Here is a 15307-nt window from a genome sequence, read left to right as displayed (position 1 = left end):
AATTTTTAAACAAAAATCCGTTACGCTGGAATAATCAGTTCAAATACGGTAATTAATGTATCAATCAGCGCTGCACACCGGCTTCAGCCATTGTTCAGTTACTTTTGTTTACAGTTTTAATATTGGTTTTATGCGCAATTCGATCATAATAGGCTCAGAAAACTGCGTGGATTAACGAGGAATAACAATGACAGGGCATGGATTAAAAGTATTGAGATTAACCTTAGGAGCAGTGCTGTTTTTAGGCGGCCTGGTGCTTACACTTTTGCCTGGCTCAATTTTACTGGTGATTGGCGGCCTCCTGTTGATGAGTTATGACTGGCCCAGAGCCCGCAGCTGGTTAATGTTTTTTCAGCGCCAGATGAGCCGCTCAGCGCGCCGCCTGGATCAAATTCTGCTCAACCGTAAATTACGAAAAGCGCGCATTCGATAGTTGTCGCCATTGTCGAAAGAATAAAACTCTCCCACTCATTTTTACGCGCCGCAAGTGAGAGCTTTACTAAGCTCTGCTTAACCATTCGCCAACGCAAGTCGCGCTTGCGTAACCAGCCTGTGAGCATAGTTTGGCTATGTCAGTTTTTTAAATTTGTCTCTCAATGAATGTACTTTCTCATTATTTTTATAAAAGCCTCGTAGCACGCGTAAACTTGGCCGCTCAATATAAAACATAATAAGGCTGGCAATAAGTATCGATAAGGCAAAAGCCAACAATATCCCCAAAAAGGGATTTAAACCCTGCGCGTAGAATTTACGGATTACGATATAGCCAATGTTCTGATGCACTAAATACAGTGCGTATGAAATAGAACCAAAGTAAGTTAATAATTTAACTTTAAGAAACTTCGCCTTGTCGATAGTGATTAGCATGAAAAGCAAATAAAAAACGCACAAAGCAGTCGCAGTTTTAACCGAGTAGCTAAAATACAATGACATAACAGACAATGTCATAACAACATGAGTCAGGCGGGTATATGTCTTTGACTTATAATTATAAAAACAAATTCCAGCGGCAAAAAGCTCAATATAATCGAGGAGTAGAAATTTTCTGACTCTGCCGATAATCTGAATATCAACGTATTGCAGTGTTAATATCGTTGCGCAGCACATCCAAACTATCAATATTCTTTCAATATACTGGATGTTGCCAGTCCAGAAAATAACTAACACCCAAAAATAAAAGGCTAGCTCCAGGGTGAGTGTCCAATAAACCCCATCAACATGTTTCACGCCTAAATACTCATGAAACATAAGTGAATTTAGCAAAAAAGTGCTGACATCAACTTCCCTGTCAGGCAGAGAAAAAACAGCCAAAGCAACAAAGGTTACTATTAAAGCAACCCAAAAAGGGGGATAGAGCCGACTAAAGCGTGACCAAATGAAATCTAATGGATTCGTGGATCGCGAGATAGTCCAGTAAATTACAAACCCACTTACGATGAAAAATAAGTGAACACCGAAATGGCCATAATAGCTGAGCTCAAAGAAGTTCGATAATGTAAAGTCGTGACCGTACAGTTCATCATAACGATAAAAATAGTGGTAAATCACAACGGCAATAGCAGCGAGCCCTCTTACACCATCCAGTTCTGCGACTCTCTTCACATCCACTCTGTACGACCCCAGGCCTTGATTACGCGGTTTGTTCACAATTTCACACAGGACCATGCGAGTTTATCTGAATATGTCATCAAAAACTAACTTTCGATAACCTGAGCACTTCTGTATTAAAATTCAAATATACAACGGGCTTATGAACACAAAAGTATAAACATTACCTATGAACGACGTACTTTAGCTAAATTAGCTATAGGCTCGCTCTGGGTTATTGATTGGTCACCCCCGCTGCAAAAATAAAAAACTGAGGACTATACAGGCCTCAGTTTTATAACAGCACTGGTATTTAATGGCGACTCAGGTGTCTACTTGTGTTGTTCAGCTAAATACAACCAGGTTTCAACCACGGTATCAGGGTTGAGTGAAACCGAATCGATACCCTCGTCTACCAACCACGCTGCAAAGTCTTCGTGATCAGACGGCCCCTGCCCACAAATACCGACGTACTTGCCACGCCTTTTTGCGGCCTGAATAGCCATGGACAACAGTGCTTTTACCGCCTCGTTACGCTCTTCAAATAAATGGGCAATTAACCCTGAATCCCGATCCAGTCCCAGTGTGAGCTGGGTTAAATCGTTAGAGCCAATCGAGAAACCGTCAAAGATATCGAGGAACTTATCAGCAAGTAACGCGTTGGATGGCAGCTCACACATCATGATAACGCGCAGGCCATTTTCGCCCTGCACCAGCCCCTGCCCCTTGAGCAGTTCGATAACCTGTTGACCTTCTTCCACGGTACGCACAAAGGGGATCATAATTTCAACGTTGGTTAAATCCATGTCGTTACGTACCCGCTTAATGGCTTCGCACTCAAGCGCAAAGCAATCGCGGAAGTCCTCGGAAATATACCGACTGGCGCCGCGGAAGCCTAACATGGGGTTTTCTTCGTCTGGCTCGTATTGATAGCCGCCCACCAGATTAAAGTACTCGTTAGACTTAAAATCTGACATCCGCACAATGACTTTTTCCGGCGAGAAGGCCGCACCAATGGTAGAAATACCCTCTACCAGTTTTTGAATATAGAATTCGGTGGGCGACTCATAACCGGCAATCATGTCGTTAATTTCGGACTGCAGCTCTGGCGGCTGACTATCGAAATTAAGCAGCGCCTTGGGATGAACCCCAATCATGCGGTTAATAATAAATTCTAACCGTGCCAGGCCAACGCCCTTGTGGGGCAGTCGGGCAAAATCGAAAGCCCGATCCGGGTTGCCCACATTCATCATGACTTTCAGGGGTAAATCCGGCATTGAGTCAATGCGTGATGTGGTCACGTCGAACTCCAGTTCCTGATTATAAATGTAACCGGTATCGCCTTCAGCACAAGACACTGTCACCTTGTCGCCGGTCGCAATCGATTCGGTGGCATTGGCACAGCCGACTACTGCCGGAATACCCAGCTCACGGGCGATGATCGCGGCGTGACAGGTACGGCCTCCACGGTTGGTGACAATAGCAGCGGCTTTTTTCATGATCGGTTCCCAGTCGGGATCGGTCATGTCGGTCACCAGTACATCACCGGCTTGAATCTTGTCCATTTCATCAATGGAGCCAAGCACTTTGGCAACACCTGCACCAATCTTATGACCGATAGCGCGGCCCTCACAGATAATCCCGGCAGTGCCTTTAAGTTGAAAGCGCTCAATAGACTGGGCATCTTCACGGCTGCGTACCGTCTCCGGACGCGCCTGAACAATATACAGTTCGCCGTCTACACCATCTTTAGCCCATTCGATATCCATCGGCCGGTCATAGTGTTTTTCGATGATTTGCGCTTGTCTCGCCAGCGCCATAACTTCATCGTCGGTAAGTGAAAACTGTTTACTTTCAGCAGGGTCGATATCAACAATGGTGACCTGATTGCCATGACTCTGGTCGGCAGAGTAAATCATTTTGGTCAGCTTACTGCCCAGGTTTCGGCGCACGATGGCCGGCTTACCTTTGTCGAGGGTTGGCTTGTGAACATAAAATTCGTCAGGGTTTACGGCTCCCTGCACGACCATTTCGCCAAGACCGAGTGAACTGGTGACAAATACCACATCGTCAAAGCCCGATTCGGTATCGATGGTAAACATGACTCCGGAGGATGCAATGTCGCTGCGTACCATGCGTTGTATGCCAGCCGACAACGCCACGCCTTTGTGATCGTAGCCCTGGTGTACCCGATACGAGATAGCCCGGTCATTAAACAGCGACGCGTACACGTGCTTGACTGCCTCGATGACCGCTTCGTAGCCTTTTACATTAAGAAAAGTTTCCTGTTGACCTGCGAACGACGCGTCGGGCATGTCTTCGGCGGTGGCCGATGACCGCACAGCAAAGGAGGCTTGTTCGCCGGCGTCGCCTTGTAAATCGACAAACGCGCTGCGGATTTCTTCTTCGAGTTTGCCCTGAAAAGGCGTATCCACAATCCACTGACGAATGTTTTTACCGGCTTCAGCGAGGGCGCTGACATCATCAACATCGAGGGCGTCGAGAACCTCATGGATTTTGGCATCCAATCCGCTTTGTTCGAGAAACTCATTAAATGCATAAGCTGTTGTGGCAAATCCTCCGGGTACTTTTACACCAGCATTGGCCAGGTTTGAAATCATCTCTCCGAGCGATGCGTTTTTACCGCCCACACGATTAACATCGTGCATGCCTAACTCTTGATACCAAAGTACGTATTCTTGCACTTTTAAGCCTCCAGCTTGTCACATTTTTTTGCGTTCACTTACTGTGAACTTGTAGGGTAGAGGTTAAGACAATCGCAAACATCAATTCAGACTGGCTTTTCCATACGGAAATTCTAAAATGTTGATTATAAAAAAGTAAAATTTTATTTCATTTCGTAATAAATTTACGACAAAGTTAAGGAGTTGTTGTGCGCACCGCATTTTACATATCCGATGGCACTGCCATCACTGCAGAGGTGTTTGGCCACGCTTTACTGTCACTTTTCCCTACAGAATTCAATCATAAGACAATTCCTTTTGTTGAAACCGAAGAACAAGCCTACGCAGTGATCGAGAAAATATCTGAAAGTTTTCAAGACACCGGAGAGAGGCCGCTCGTTTTTTACACAGTAGTAAACCCTGACGTCCGTCGTGTCGTTGCCCGTTCTGTAGGGATTAACTACAATTTTCTCGACCAATTTGTAGCGCCACTGGAAAAAGTCATTGGTGTGCCATCAAAGCCCGAGAAACACCGCACCCACAGTATTCACGAAAAAACCTATGATATTCGTATCGAAGCGGTGAACTATGCTCTGGCAAACGACGATGGCTCCAATTTAAAAGATTACCATGAGGCTGATATCATTTTAGTTGGGGTTTCCCGTTCTGGCAAAACCCCCACCAGCCTTTATTTGGCCCTGCAATACGGGATAAAAGCGGCAAACTACCCGTTTACCGAAGACGATATGGGCGACATGTTAAAGCTACCGCCAGCGTTGCGTCAGTTTAAGTCAAAGTTATTTGGCTTAACCATCGAAGCGGCGAGGCTGAGCCAGATCCGTTCGGAACGCCGGGCTAACAGCCGCTACGCGTCGCTGCAACAATGCCGGATGGAATTACGGGAAGTGGAAAACCTGTACCGCAAAGAAAAAATCCCTTTCCTGAACAGTACCAAGTTTTCTATTGAAGAGATCTCGGCCAAAATACTGGCCGAAACCGGCTTACAGCGGCGTAAGTATTAAACGAAGCGCGCCATCAGGCATTATCAAAATGCTTTAGCAGTGGCGCCAGCTGTGCCTGATACGGCTGCCAACGCCCCTGCCCCTGGCGGTTAATGGGCTGGCGCACCTGTTCGGCACTGGGCGTTTTTATTAACCGCTCAGTTTGATGAAAGTTAAGGCAGCCGGGTTCAAACGGCACCCCAAGATAATCAAGCATGCGTTTTACCTGACCTTCCAAATCATCCAGCACATCCTCGTGCTGAACCCGCAATACCTCACCGGATAACACGCTTTCCCAATGGTCCATCAGTTTTATATAGGCTTTGTAATACCGTGCGACTTCATCGAGGCCATAAGAGAACTCCTGCCCTTCGCCAAATAACTGTTTAAAGTTACTAAAGCAGCAATCGATGGGGTCGCGCCGTGCATCAATAATTTTCGCATTGGGTAAAATACGTTTAATAAAGCCGATGTGCATAAAGTTATTGGGCATTTTATCGATAAAAAACGACCCGGTACCCCGGTAGTAACGGGTTTGTTCAATATATTGCTTACCCAACTGATAACACTGCTCAGTGCTAAGATCGGCTAAACAAAACGGATACGGCTTCTTTTGGCCACTCACCGACGAGGCCAGGCTGAGAATATTATGCAGCTCCATCGTGCCGTCAATATCACTGTGTGACGCCAGTATTTGTTCTAACAGGGTGGAGCCGGCACGGGGCATACCCACGATGAAAATGGGATCGGGGGCCGGAAAGCCACCGCTTTTCGCGCTGAACAGCTCAGGCTGACAGGCTTTCATTTGTGCCTCAATCGCCTGCTCAGCGCGGCGAATATCATACTGCACCGAATGTAATTTCAGATGATTGCCTTTGCTGTAGTAGGCAAAGGATTTTTCGTAGTCCTGGCTGTCTTCAAAGCCTTTACCAAGGGCAAAACATAAGTGGATGTTGTCCTCAATGCTGATTGAGGGTTGCTGCGCAATAGTGACCATTTCAGCTAGGGACTGGTCGTCAAACCGATAAGACTTCATATTGGCCAGACTCCAGTAAGCATCGCCAAATTGCGGATGATAATGCGCGGCCTGCAAATAGGCATGGGTCGCTTTATCGGTATCGCCGGTGGTTTTATAGGCATGCCCCAGAGCCAGCCATACGGCCGGGCGATCGGCATCACTGGCCAGTAAGGCGTTAAACATATCGACAGCCTGTGCGGTTTGATTTAATCCCAGCAGTGCATTGGCCCTGGCCATCATGATTTGCAGATTGTCAGTAAAACGACTCAGTTGCTTGTCGCTGATTGTGACCACTTTTTGATGTTTACCCAGCTTGGCGAGCAAACTTAAGTAACTGATCACTGCGCGCAGGTTATCCGGATACAGCTCAACGCAGCTCTCGAGGAGGAACTCGGCGTCGTGGTACACCTTGTGCTGTATACCCAGTTCGGCTAACAGCAGCATGGCTTCAGGGTGGTGCTTGTTTTGCTGTAAAAACTGCCGGCATACCTGCTCAGCTGCGCCCAGCTGTTTTTCGTACATCAGATCATAAGCGCCAAGCACTGGTGGCGGTAAGCCTTGCAAATAGTCAATCTGCTGACTGGCCAACTGCTCAGCCGCAGCATCGTTATGCTGGCGGTAAATGGCCAGTAGCTGCTTCCAGCTGGCCAGTAACGCCGGGTTATAGTGCGTTGCCCGGTAGAACGCGCTGGCGGCCTGTTGAGCATCGCCAGTCGCCTGATGGTTATATGCCAGCTCCTGAAAAGCGCGGCCGTGATCAGGACGCAAAGCAAGTAATTCGTTGAGCTCGGAAATCGCCGCTGCATGACTACCACTGAGGCGATTAATAACGGCGGCTAAATAGAGTACTTCAACGCGTTGCGCTGCCACCAGCGACCGTGCCTTGAGTTGCTCAACCATCGCGGTTGCCTGGCTCAACTGAGAGCCCTGCACGGCGCGTTTTATCGCATTAATTTGTTGCTGGAAATCCTGTGTCGTCATAGTTTTGTATCGTTGTTATGTGACGTTTTTAAAAACATTATGCCCAAATTACCACAAAAAACGGCAGGCCGAAGCCTGCCGTTTTATCTGATTGCTTACTCATTTAACAACTAAGCGTGAATAGCCTCGTTATTAATAGTAATCAAACGAGAAGCGAACACCTACAGTACGCGGACGGTTGGTAACAACCTTAGGCGTAAACTGCTGGGTATCGATATTCAGAATGGCTGACTCGTCGAACACGTTGTCGATGAACAGCTCTGCTTTCCAGCTATCGTCTGACATACCCACGGATATATTACTGATCAGATAACTTTCCTGCACATAGCGTCCACCGCGGAATGCATTGCCGTTAGCGTCTGTATACCCTATACCATCAAACACGGCTGCTTCGTCTTCGATTTTAAGACCAGAGCCCGCGCCGTAGATTAACTGCGTAGCATCTTCCATTACGTAAGCGTCCATGACCATGCCGGCTAAACGGTCGCCGGTGTAAGACACTGACGCATTCACAAAGCCCTGACGACCGCCGTCAAGCTCAAAGTAATAACGCGCATTTACGTTACCTGAGAACTCTGCAGAGTAAGGCAATCTGCTACCAACGCCCGGTGCAATACCTTCCAGCTCTGGGTTAATACTGACCAATTCGGTATCAAGTACACTGAATGCTGCATTCACTACCAGATCATCGGTGGCCAGCCAGGTAATATCCGCATCAATACCTTTGACTTCGGCATCACCGACGTTATCGGTAAATACTAAGAAGCTGATGTTTGTGGGGTCAAAGCGCGAAGTTTGTAAGTCAGAGATTTCTGAGTAGTAACCGGTTGCGTTGATCCGTACGATGCCATCCAGGAAATCACCCTTCATACCAATTTCGTAGTTATCCAGGGTATCCGTGGTGGAATATACCGGAATACGGAAACCTTCAAAGGCACCAGACTGATTGGCCGCGGCATCACCACCTAAACGGTTTGTTACCGGCGGACGGAAACCTTCTGAGTAGTTGGCAAACAACAGCACGTCATCGCTCACTGTCCAGTCGAGGCCAAACTTAAGAATGGTGTCATCAACGGTCAGTACGCCGTCATCATCGAGCAGGCTGATATCCAGCTGACCATTTTGAATGGCATCGACAACGCCCTGGCCATCCAGGTTAAAGCCATCATACACAGACGGATCCATTACGCCCTGACCGTAGGCTTCAAGACGGCTGGTGACGTCACGGGTAGAGGTTGCGCCGCGGTAGATATCATCAATCTGATACCAACGCGCACCAAAGCTGGCAGTTAAGCTATCGGTTAAGTCGTATTCCAGCTGACCAAATACAGCAATCTGCTCAATGGTATGGGTAATATCGTTAACAAAGCTGATTTCCGGCGAGAAAGGACCGCCGTCACTGTTAATGCCTTTATCACCTGCCAGCGCGTTCCACGAACTTGCCAGGTTTTCAAAAATTTCCGGGCTGGCTATCTTAAACTGACCTACAGAAGCCACTTCCTGTTCATCATAGAACACACCTGCAGTTAAGCGCCATGCGGTATCCATGGTGGTATCGATACGCAGCTCGTGGGTTAAACGGGTACTGGTAGTGTCTTCTTTATAATATTTGGTAGGGTCCAGACACCGCGCGTCATTGGGGTTATCCGGCGTCTCATAGTGGGTACAAACGTAATAAGCAGAGAAAAGTCCGCCGTTGGTGTAGCCGGTATAATCTGTCAGGGTATCGATTTCGCGATCCAGGTAACCACCCGTATACACCACATCGAGCATGTCCAGACTACCGTTGAGGGTCCAGGTAGTTAAACCAAACTCGTCTGAGTTCTCATCTGCCTGAAAACGTATTGCTGAGCTCTCACCTGCCACTGTTGGGTCGTAAGCAAATACACCTTCGGTATCCAGCGTTTGCGCGGTATGTTGCAGCAACAAATCCCACTGGTTGTTGATGATATAAGACAGGCCAAAACGCGCACCGGAATACACTGCATCGTTAAAGTTGTCTTCAACGTGCTGGCTGTTACGTGGAGAGACTACGCGTGCTTCACTGCGTGTTAAGCCATTAGTTACGCGTTGGTTATCCATGGCGACCGGGTCTATACCCTGCCCTTGTAAGGCACCGCCAGAAATACGGTCGATAACTACTGCACTGCCAATATAACCACCGTTATTAGGATCGTTTTCGATGTTATCAATCCAGCCGCCTTGCTTATCGTTGTAAGCTACTACGCGGAAGGCCAAATTATCGGTTGGTGCAATATTAATATAAGCTTCAACCGAGTTGCTCATATCACCACCTTTGGTGGTTGAGATGCTGGTATCGAAACCAGCTGCAAACCCGGCGTGATCAGGCTTTTTGGTAATTAGACGTACGGTACCGGCCTGAGAACTGGCACCAAACAGCGTGCCCTGTGGTCCCGGCAATACCTCAACACGCTCCACGTCGGTAGCGTAAACGTCAAGGTTACGACCCGCCATAGAAACAGGCATTTCATCAAGATAAAACGCGACAGACGGTTGCAAGGCCTGTACAGAAGACAGCGTAATGCTTGATTGTGTGGTTGCTGCACCACGGATATATATTTCATTCTGGCCTGGGCCAGTTCCCTGGAATACCACGTTGGGCAAAAACTCAACGTAGTCCTGGAAGTTGTCGATGCCCATGTTTTCAAGGGCACTGCCGCTTAACGCTGACACAGCCACCGGGACAGACTGGATAGACTCGGTACGTTTAGTAGCAGTTACTTCGATGGTCTCAATTGTCGCTTTTGATTCGCTCGATTGCGCTAACGCGCCGTTCGATGCCAAAGCAGCAATGACTGCACAACTTAAGTGTGTTTTTCTCATAGATCTAAGATCCTATTTGATTTGAAGTGAGCTGTAATAATTTTTATTAATCTATATTGTTCTTTTTAAAGTTTAACAGAACAAAAATTATATTTCTGCACTAACTATTATGCGGGACACAGTTTTGTGCCAGATCGAGATTACTCTACGAAAATCAACAACAACAGGATCACAAAATACACAATACACTAATTATTCGACAGACAGTTTTTTGCCGCGCTGATTTGTTGTATATTCTACTCAGGTCCAGACATACACATAACGATATTAGGAATTAATTTGAGCCATTCGAATACGCCTGAAAACACCGTTGCCGCGCAAGCCAAGTTAAATAAGCCGGTATTTTTGTCTGCTTCTGCGGCGATTATTATATTGCTGCTGTTTGCCGTAATAATGCCGGGAACCGCTGAATCCTTGTTTTCAGATATGCAAGCAAGTGTGGTTGATAATTTCAGCTGGTTTTATGTTTTAACCGTTGCAGTGATTTTGCTGTTCGTTATTTACATTGGCTTTTCTGACTATGGCGACATTCGTCTTGGTCCTGATCATGCGAAACCCGAATTTTCGATTCTTACCTGGCTTTCTATGTTGTTTGCAGCCGGAATGGGAATAGGCTTGATGTTCTTTGGCGTAGCCGAACCGCTTATGCACTTTATGACGCCGCCTACGGCAGACGCTAACACCGTAGAAGCGGTCCGCGAAGCCATGAAAATGACGTTTTTTCACTGGGGGCTGCACGCCTGGGCTATTTATGCGGTGGTGGCATTAGTATTGGGTTATTACGCCTTTCGCCATCAACTGCCTCTCACGCTGCGCTCAACGCTCTACCCACTTATCGGCGATAAAATTTATGGCTGGCAGGGAGACGTGGTAGATGTTTTAGCTGTCACGGCAACCATATTTGGTATTTCGACCTCCCTTGGCCTCGGGGCGAGTCAAATAAATGCTGGACTGAGTTACTTATTCGCAATCCCGAATACCACCATGACGCAAATAGTATTAATGGCGTTGGTCGTTAGCATGGCGATTGTGTCGGTCATGACCGGACTCGATAAAGGCATTCGCCGTTTATCTGAAACCAACATGGTGATGGCGATCGTGCTACTGGGGTTTGTACTGGTGCTTGGCCCGACGGTATTTTTATTGCAGGCTTACCTGCAAAATACCGGCGCTTATCTGAGTGATATTGTGCGAAATACCTTTAACCTGTTTGCCTATCAAAAAACCGACTGGATCGGCGGCTGGACTATTTTTTACTGGGGTTGGTGGCTTGCCTGGGCTCCGTTTGTAGGCTTATTTATTGCCCGCATTTCTTTTGGCCGAACCCTGCGCGAATTTGTATTAGGTGTATTGTTAATCCCTACCGCTTTCACGCTGTTCTGGATGACTATCTTTGGTAATTCGGCAATCGACATGGTCTTCACCGAAGGCTTCGACATGTTGGCGAATATGGTTAAAGAAGATACCTCGGTAGCCTTATTCGTATTTTTGGAGAATTTCCCCTTAAGCAGCATTATTAGCATGATAGCGCTGCTGATGGTGATTATCTTCTTTGTGACCTCCTGCGACTCAGGTGCCATGGTCGTGGATATGTTGTGCTCCCACGGGCGCAATGACACCCCTATCTGGCAGCGCGTGTACTGGGCTGTTGCGGTGGGACTCGTTGCGGCGATATTGCTCTATGCCGGCGGCTTAAGTGCGCTGCAAACCATGACCATTGTGGCGGCTTTACCATTTTCAGTTATCCTGTTGATCGCCATGTATGGCTTAATGAAATCGTTAAGAATTGAAAAACACAAACGTGACAGTTTGCAGATTACCGCCACCCAAACCGCCGTAGTGGATCACGACAAACCATGGAAAGAACGGCTGGCCGAAATCGTGACCTATCCTGACGAGAACAAAGTATCAGGGTATATGCTACGAGTCATTTACCCGGCATTGCATGAAGTCTGTAAGGAATTTACCGGGCGTAATTATAACGCTTCACTGGTATCGAGTAAGACCCATGTAGAACTAACCGTTGTGCTGAACGGAGAGAACGATTTTATTTACGGCGTGTACCTGACGCCCACACAACAGCCTGATCCACATTTACTCGATGACGAAGCGGTAGACACGCATGAAGAACAGACTTACTATCGCGCCCAGGTTCATTTGTCTGAAGGCGGACAAGACTACGACTTGATGGGCTGGTCGAAAGATGGCGTCATAAATGATGTGTTAGACCATTTCCAGAAACATCTACATTTCTTGCATTTATTAAATTAATGCAGACTGGAGTACTATTTTTAATGCGTAAAGAAGAAGAACTACTAGTGGCATTGCGTCGGGTTATTCGCGCAGTCGATCTACGTAGCAAGCAATTAAGTAAAGATGTGGGCATCACCGGCCCACAGCTTATGGTATTGCAGAACATTGCTGATAAACCCGGCATCATGGTAAAAGAAATTGCCGACAATATTAATTTGAGTCCGGCAACCATCACCAATATTCTTGACCGTCTCGAAGCACGCGATTTAGCGCATCGCATTCGAAGCACCAAAGATAAGCGCAAAGTCGGGGTATACCTGACTGACAGCGGTGAAAAAGCCGTTGCCACGGCGCCACGACCATTGCAGGAACATTTTGTTGAACGCTTTGGTCAGCTGGCCGAGTGGGAGCAAAGCCAGATGATAGCTACCATGCAGCGCATCGCACGGATGATGGATGCTGAATCAATCGATGCCTCACCCGTTCTGGCTGTAGGAACACTCACCGAACGCAACGAATAACAGCAAAGCGCCGCCTGCGCCACACCGGTTAAACCGACTTTGGGGAACTGCCTTTGGGTTGATTGGGGCGACCACCGGTGACTTTATCGGCGCGGCCTTCTTGCTTGGCTTTTTCGGCGCGACGCTTGCGCACCTCTTTGGGATCGGCAATTAACGGACGGTATACCTCAATACGATCCCCCTCCTGGACTTCGGTAGATGGCTTGCACACCCGGTTCCAAATGCCGACTTTCGCATCAGTTAAATCAATTTCAGGGTGAATGTCGATAACGCCCGACGCCATAATGGCCTGCTCAGCGGTACTCCCGGCCGGCACGGTGAGTTCGATAAGTGATTGCTTTTCAGGCGTTGCATAAGCCACTTCTACATTGATGGGGTTATCCATTACGCATACACCACTTTGGCCCGTTGAGTAAATGCGTTCACCATACTGGCAGCCAGGCTGTTAAATACCCGGCCAAACGCAAGTTCTATCATTTTACTTTTAAATTCAAACTGTAAACTGAGCTCAATTTTACAGGCATTGTCAGACAATTCGGCAAAGGTCCAGCCCCCGCTCAACTGCTTAAACGGCCCATCCACTAAACTCATGTTAATACGATGTGTTGGCTCAAGAATATTCTCGGTAGTAAACCATTGTTTAATACCTGCTTTTGACACCAATAGTGCTGCTTGCATCGCGTTTCCCTGATGACTGACTACTTTACTGTCGGCACAACCAGGCAGAAACTCAGAATAAGATTCAACATCATTGACCAGATCGAACATAGACTTTGCGCTATATGCGACGAGCGCACTACGTTGTATTTTTGGCATACTTTTTATTAACTCTGACACAATAGTGCAAGTCTACCATAAAAAAATACCCAACCGCACAGCACAAAAAGCACCAGTGGATTTTCGGTTTATACGCAGAAATTTTTTTATTACGCCACCACGAAAAGCAAGACAACCACTGCGCAATCAGTATAATAGCGGCTATGAAAAAAAATAAATCCAATCAAGCATCCAGCGGGACAATTGCGCTCAACAAAAAGGCGCGTCACGATTACCACCTCGAAGACAAACTCGAAGCCGGCATTGCACTGCAAGGCTGGGAAATTAAGAGTATTCGTCAGGGTAAAGTGAATATCACCGATAACTACGTGATCATTCAAAATGGTGAAGCGTACCTGGTTGGTGCCCGCATAACGCCGCTAACACAAGCGTCTACCCATGTTATTTGTGAGCCCGAGCGGGCCCGCAAGTTACTGCTCAATAAACGCGAAGTGGACCGCCTAATTGGCGCGCGCGACCGTCAGGGATACTCAATAGTCGCTACCGCAATGTACTGGAAAAAGTGTTGGGTTAAGCTCGAAATATACCTGGCTAAAGGTAAGCAGGCGCACGACAAACGCGACAGCATTAAAGACCGTGACTGGGAACGTCAAAAAGCCCGTGTTATGAAAACCAAGGTATAAGCTTAAATGCTACAACGTTTGAGTAAACCATTGCTCGGTGAGGGTGAGCAACTGTTCATCCTCGGCTGCATTGGTACTCAGCACATTAAAGATATGGCTGGCACCTTTTATAATGACTGCCTGCGCCGGGCTTGCGCTGCTGGCTTTAATCAGTCGCAGGGCTGCCTGTGGGTCGACCACCTCATCGGCACTCCCGGCAATGGCCAGTAACGCGCCTTTATAGTCAGCCATGCCACTTAACCCCCGTTGTTGTTTTATTTGCTCAAACCAATCGATGCTAATATCCAGTGGCGCACGCCAGCTGTATTGCTGAGTAGCATAGCCTTGTTGTTTAGCGGTAGCATAGTGTTGCTCAAACAGCGGCGAAAACGCACCGACACCATCATTTGCCACCGACGACCAGGCCACAAACGACTGTATCGACGGCGCGTCGGCAATAAGTAACTGCGCAATAAGCCCACCCTGACTAAAGCCTACCACGCCGATTCGTGAGGCATCGACGCTGTTATGATTGCGGATGTAATTAAGCGCCACGCGGGCATCGCGCACCGCGCTGTTGAGGGTATAGTGCTTATAGCTCACTGCACTGTCACCGGTACCGGCAAAGTCGATGCGTACCGATGCAATACCAGCACTTGCCAGCGCCGCCGCCAGGCGTTTATACAAATCACCCACTTCATCTTTGTGCGAAGCAGTCCCGTGCAGTAACACCACGGCCGGCATCGGCAACGCGGCCACAGGTACGTTTACAACTGCAGGAACCTGATACTCTCCGTTATCGAGGGAAACGGGGATCTCCGCTGCATTGACCCCGGTTAAACACCCCCCGGCCAACAGCCATAACAACACAACCTGCCACTTCAACATAGTTTCCCCTGCGTAACTCAATGGTATTTTTTATAAACCTTTATCTCACCATAGCGAATACGTTGGCGGATGTAACCGATTTTTTCCAAGC

The 15307-nt window shown here is 47.7% G+C and carries 12 protein-coding genes; 5 read left to right on the top strand and 7 right to left on the bottom strand.

Translation table 11 applies throughout. From position 1 onward, the window contains the following. The first annotated feature begins 187 nt into the window (after positions 1–187). Positions 188–433, top strand: coding sequence for a tellurium resistance protein TerC (locus OIK42_RS08665; RefSeq protein ID WP_273639758.1), 246 nt, complete (start codon positions 188–190; stop codon positions 431–433). Positions 434–567: 134 nt separating this feature from the next. Here the strand turns inward: OIK42_RS08665 and OIK42_RS08660 are convergent, their stop codons facing one another. Together OIK42_RS08660 and ppsA are read right to left on the bottom strand one after the other, a co-directional pair. Further along, positions 568–1602 (bottom strand): acyltransferase family protein, encoded by a 1035-nt coding sequence (locus OIK42_RS08660; protein ID WP_273639756.1) that lies wholly within the window; start codon positions 1600–1602, stop codon positions 568–570. Between the two features lie 317 nt (positions 1603–1919). Beyond that, positions 1920–4292, bottom strand: a complete 2373-nt coding sequence (ppsA, locus tag OIK42_RS08655) for a phosphoenolpyruvate synthase (RefSeq protein WP_273639754.1) — start codon at positions 4290–4292, stop codon at positions 1920–1922. A gap of 188 nt (positions 4293–4480) precedes the next feature. Between ppsA and ppsR the strand changes: the two genes are divergently transcribed. Beyond that, positions 4481–5293, top strand: coding sequence for a posphoenolpyruvate synthetase regulatory kinase/phosphorylase PpsR (gene ppsR, locus OIK42_RS08650; RefSeq protein WP_273639753.1), 813 nt, complete (start codon positions 4481–4483; stop codon positions 5291–5293). Positions 5294–5306: 13 nt separating this feature from the next. Here the strand turns inward: ppsR and OIK42_RS08645 are convergent, their stop codons facing one another. Further along, the gene (locus OIK42_RS08645; RefSeq protein ID WP_273639751.1) at positions 5307–7271 is read right to left on the bottom strand and encodes a tetratricopeptide repeat-containing sulfotransferase family protein; all 1965 of its coding nucleotides are present in this window, start codon (positions 7269–7271) and stop codon (positions 5307–5309) included. A 132-nt stretch (positions 7272–7403) separates the two neighbouring features. Beyond that, positions 7404–10115, bottom strand: a complete 2712-nt coding sequence (locus OIK42_RS08640) for a TonB-dependent receptor (protein ID WP_273639750.1) — start codon at positions 10113–10115, stop codon at positions 7404–7406. Between the two features lie 279 nt (positions 10116–10394). Between OIK42_RS08640 and OIK42_RS08635 the strand changes: the two genes are divergently transcribed. Together OIK42_RS08635 and OIK42_RS08630 are read left to right on the top strand one after the other, a co-directional pair. Continuing rightward, positions 10395–12386, top strand: a complete 1992-nt coding sequence (locus OIK42_RS08635) for a BCCT family transporter (RefSeq protein ID WP_273639748.1) — start codon at positions 10395–10397, stop codon at positions 12384–12386. A 23-nt stretch (positions 12387–12409) separates the two neighbouring features. Next, positions 12410–12889, top strand: coding sequence for a MarR family winged helix-turn-helix transcriptional regulator (locus tag OIK42_RS08630; protein ID WP_273639747.1), 480 nt, complete (start codon positions 12410–12412; stop codon positions 12887–12889). 28 nt (positions 12890–12917) lie between these two features. On the opposite strand, the gene OIK42_RS08625 is transcribed toward OIK42_RS08630, so the two are convergent. Continuing rightward, complete coding sequence (locus OIK42_RS08625) at positions 12918–13274, bottom strand: RnfH family protein (RefSeq protein WP_273639745.1); 357 nt, start codon at positions 13272–13274, stop codon at positions 12918–12920. Then, entirely contained in the window at positions 13274–13705 is a 432-nt protein-coding gene (locus OIK42_RS08620) for a type II toxin-antitoxin system RatA family toxin (protein ID WP_273639744.1), read from the bottom strand. Before OIK42_RS08620 ends, OIK42_RS08625 begins: the two co-directional genes overlap by 1 nt. A gap of 164 nt (positions 13706–13869) precedes the next feature. On the opposite strand from OIK42_RS08620, the gene smpB reads away from it, so the two are divergent. Beyond that, positions 13870–14349: an SsrA-binding protein SmpB gene (smpB, locus tag OIK42_RS08615; protein ID WP_273639743.1), complete on the top strand. Its 480-nt coding sequence runs from the start codon at positions 13870–13872 to the stop codon at positions 14347–14349. Between the two features lie 9 nt (positions 14350–14358). On the opposite strand, the gene OIK42_RS08610 is transcribed toward smpB, so the two are convergent. Then, the gene (locus tag OIK42_RS08610) at positions 14359–15216 is read right to left on the bottom strand and encodes an alpha/beta hydrolase (protein ID WP_273639742.1); all 858 of its coding nucleotides are present in this window, start codon (positions 15214–15216) and stop codon (positions 14359–14361) included. Between the last annotated feature and the right edge of the window lie 91 nt (positions 15217–15307).

The sequence above is a fragment of the Alteromonas gilva genome (assembly GCF_028595265.1).
GTDB lineage: Bacteria > Pseudomonadota > Gammaproteobacteria > Enterobacterales > Alteromonadaceae > Alteromonas > Alteromonas gilva.
Note: the sequence above shows the minus strand (reverse complement) of the source record. Positions and strands in the feature narration are given on the sequence as shown.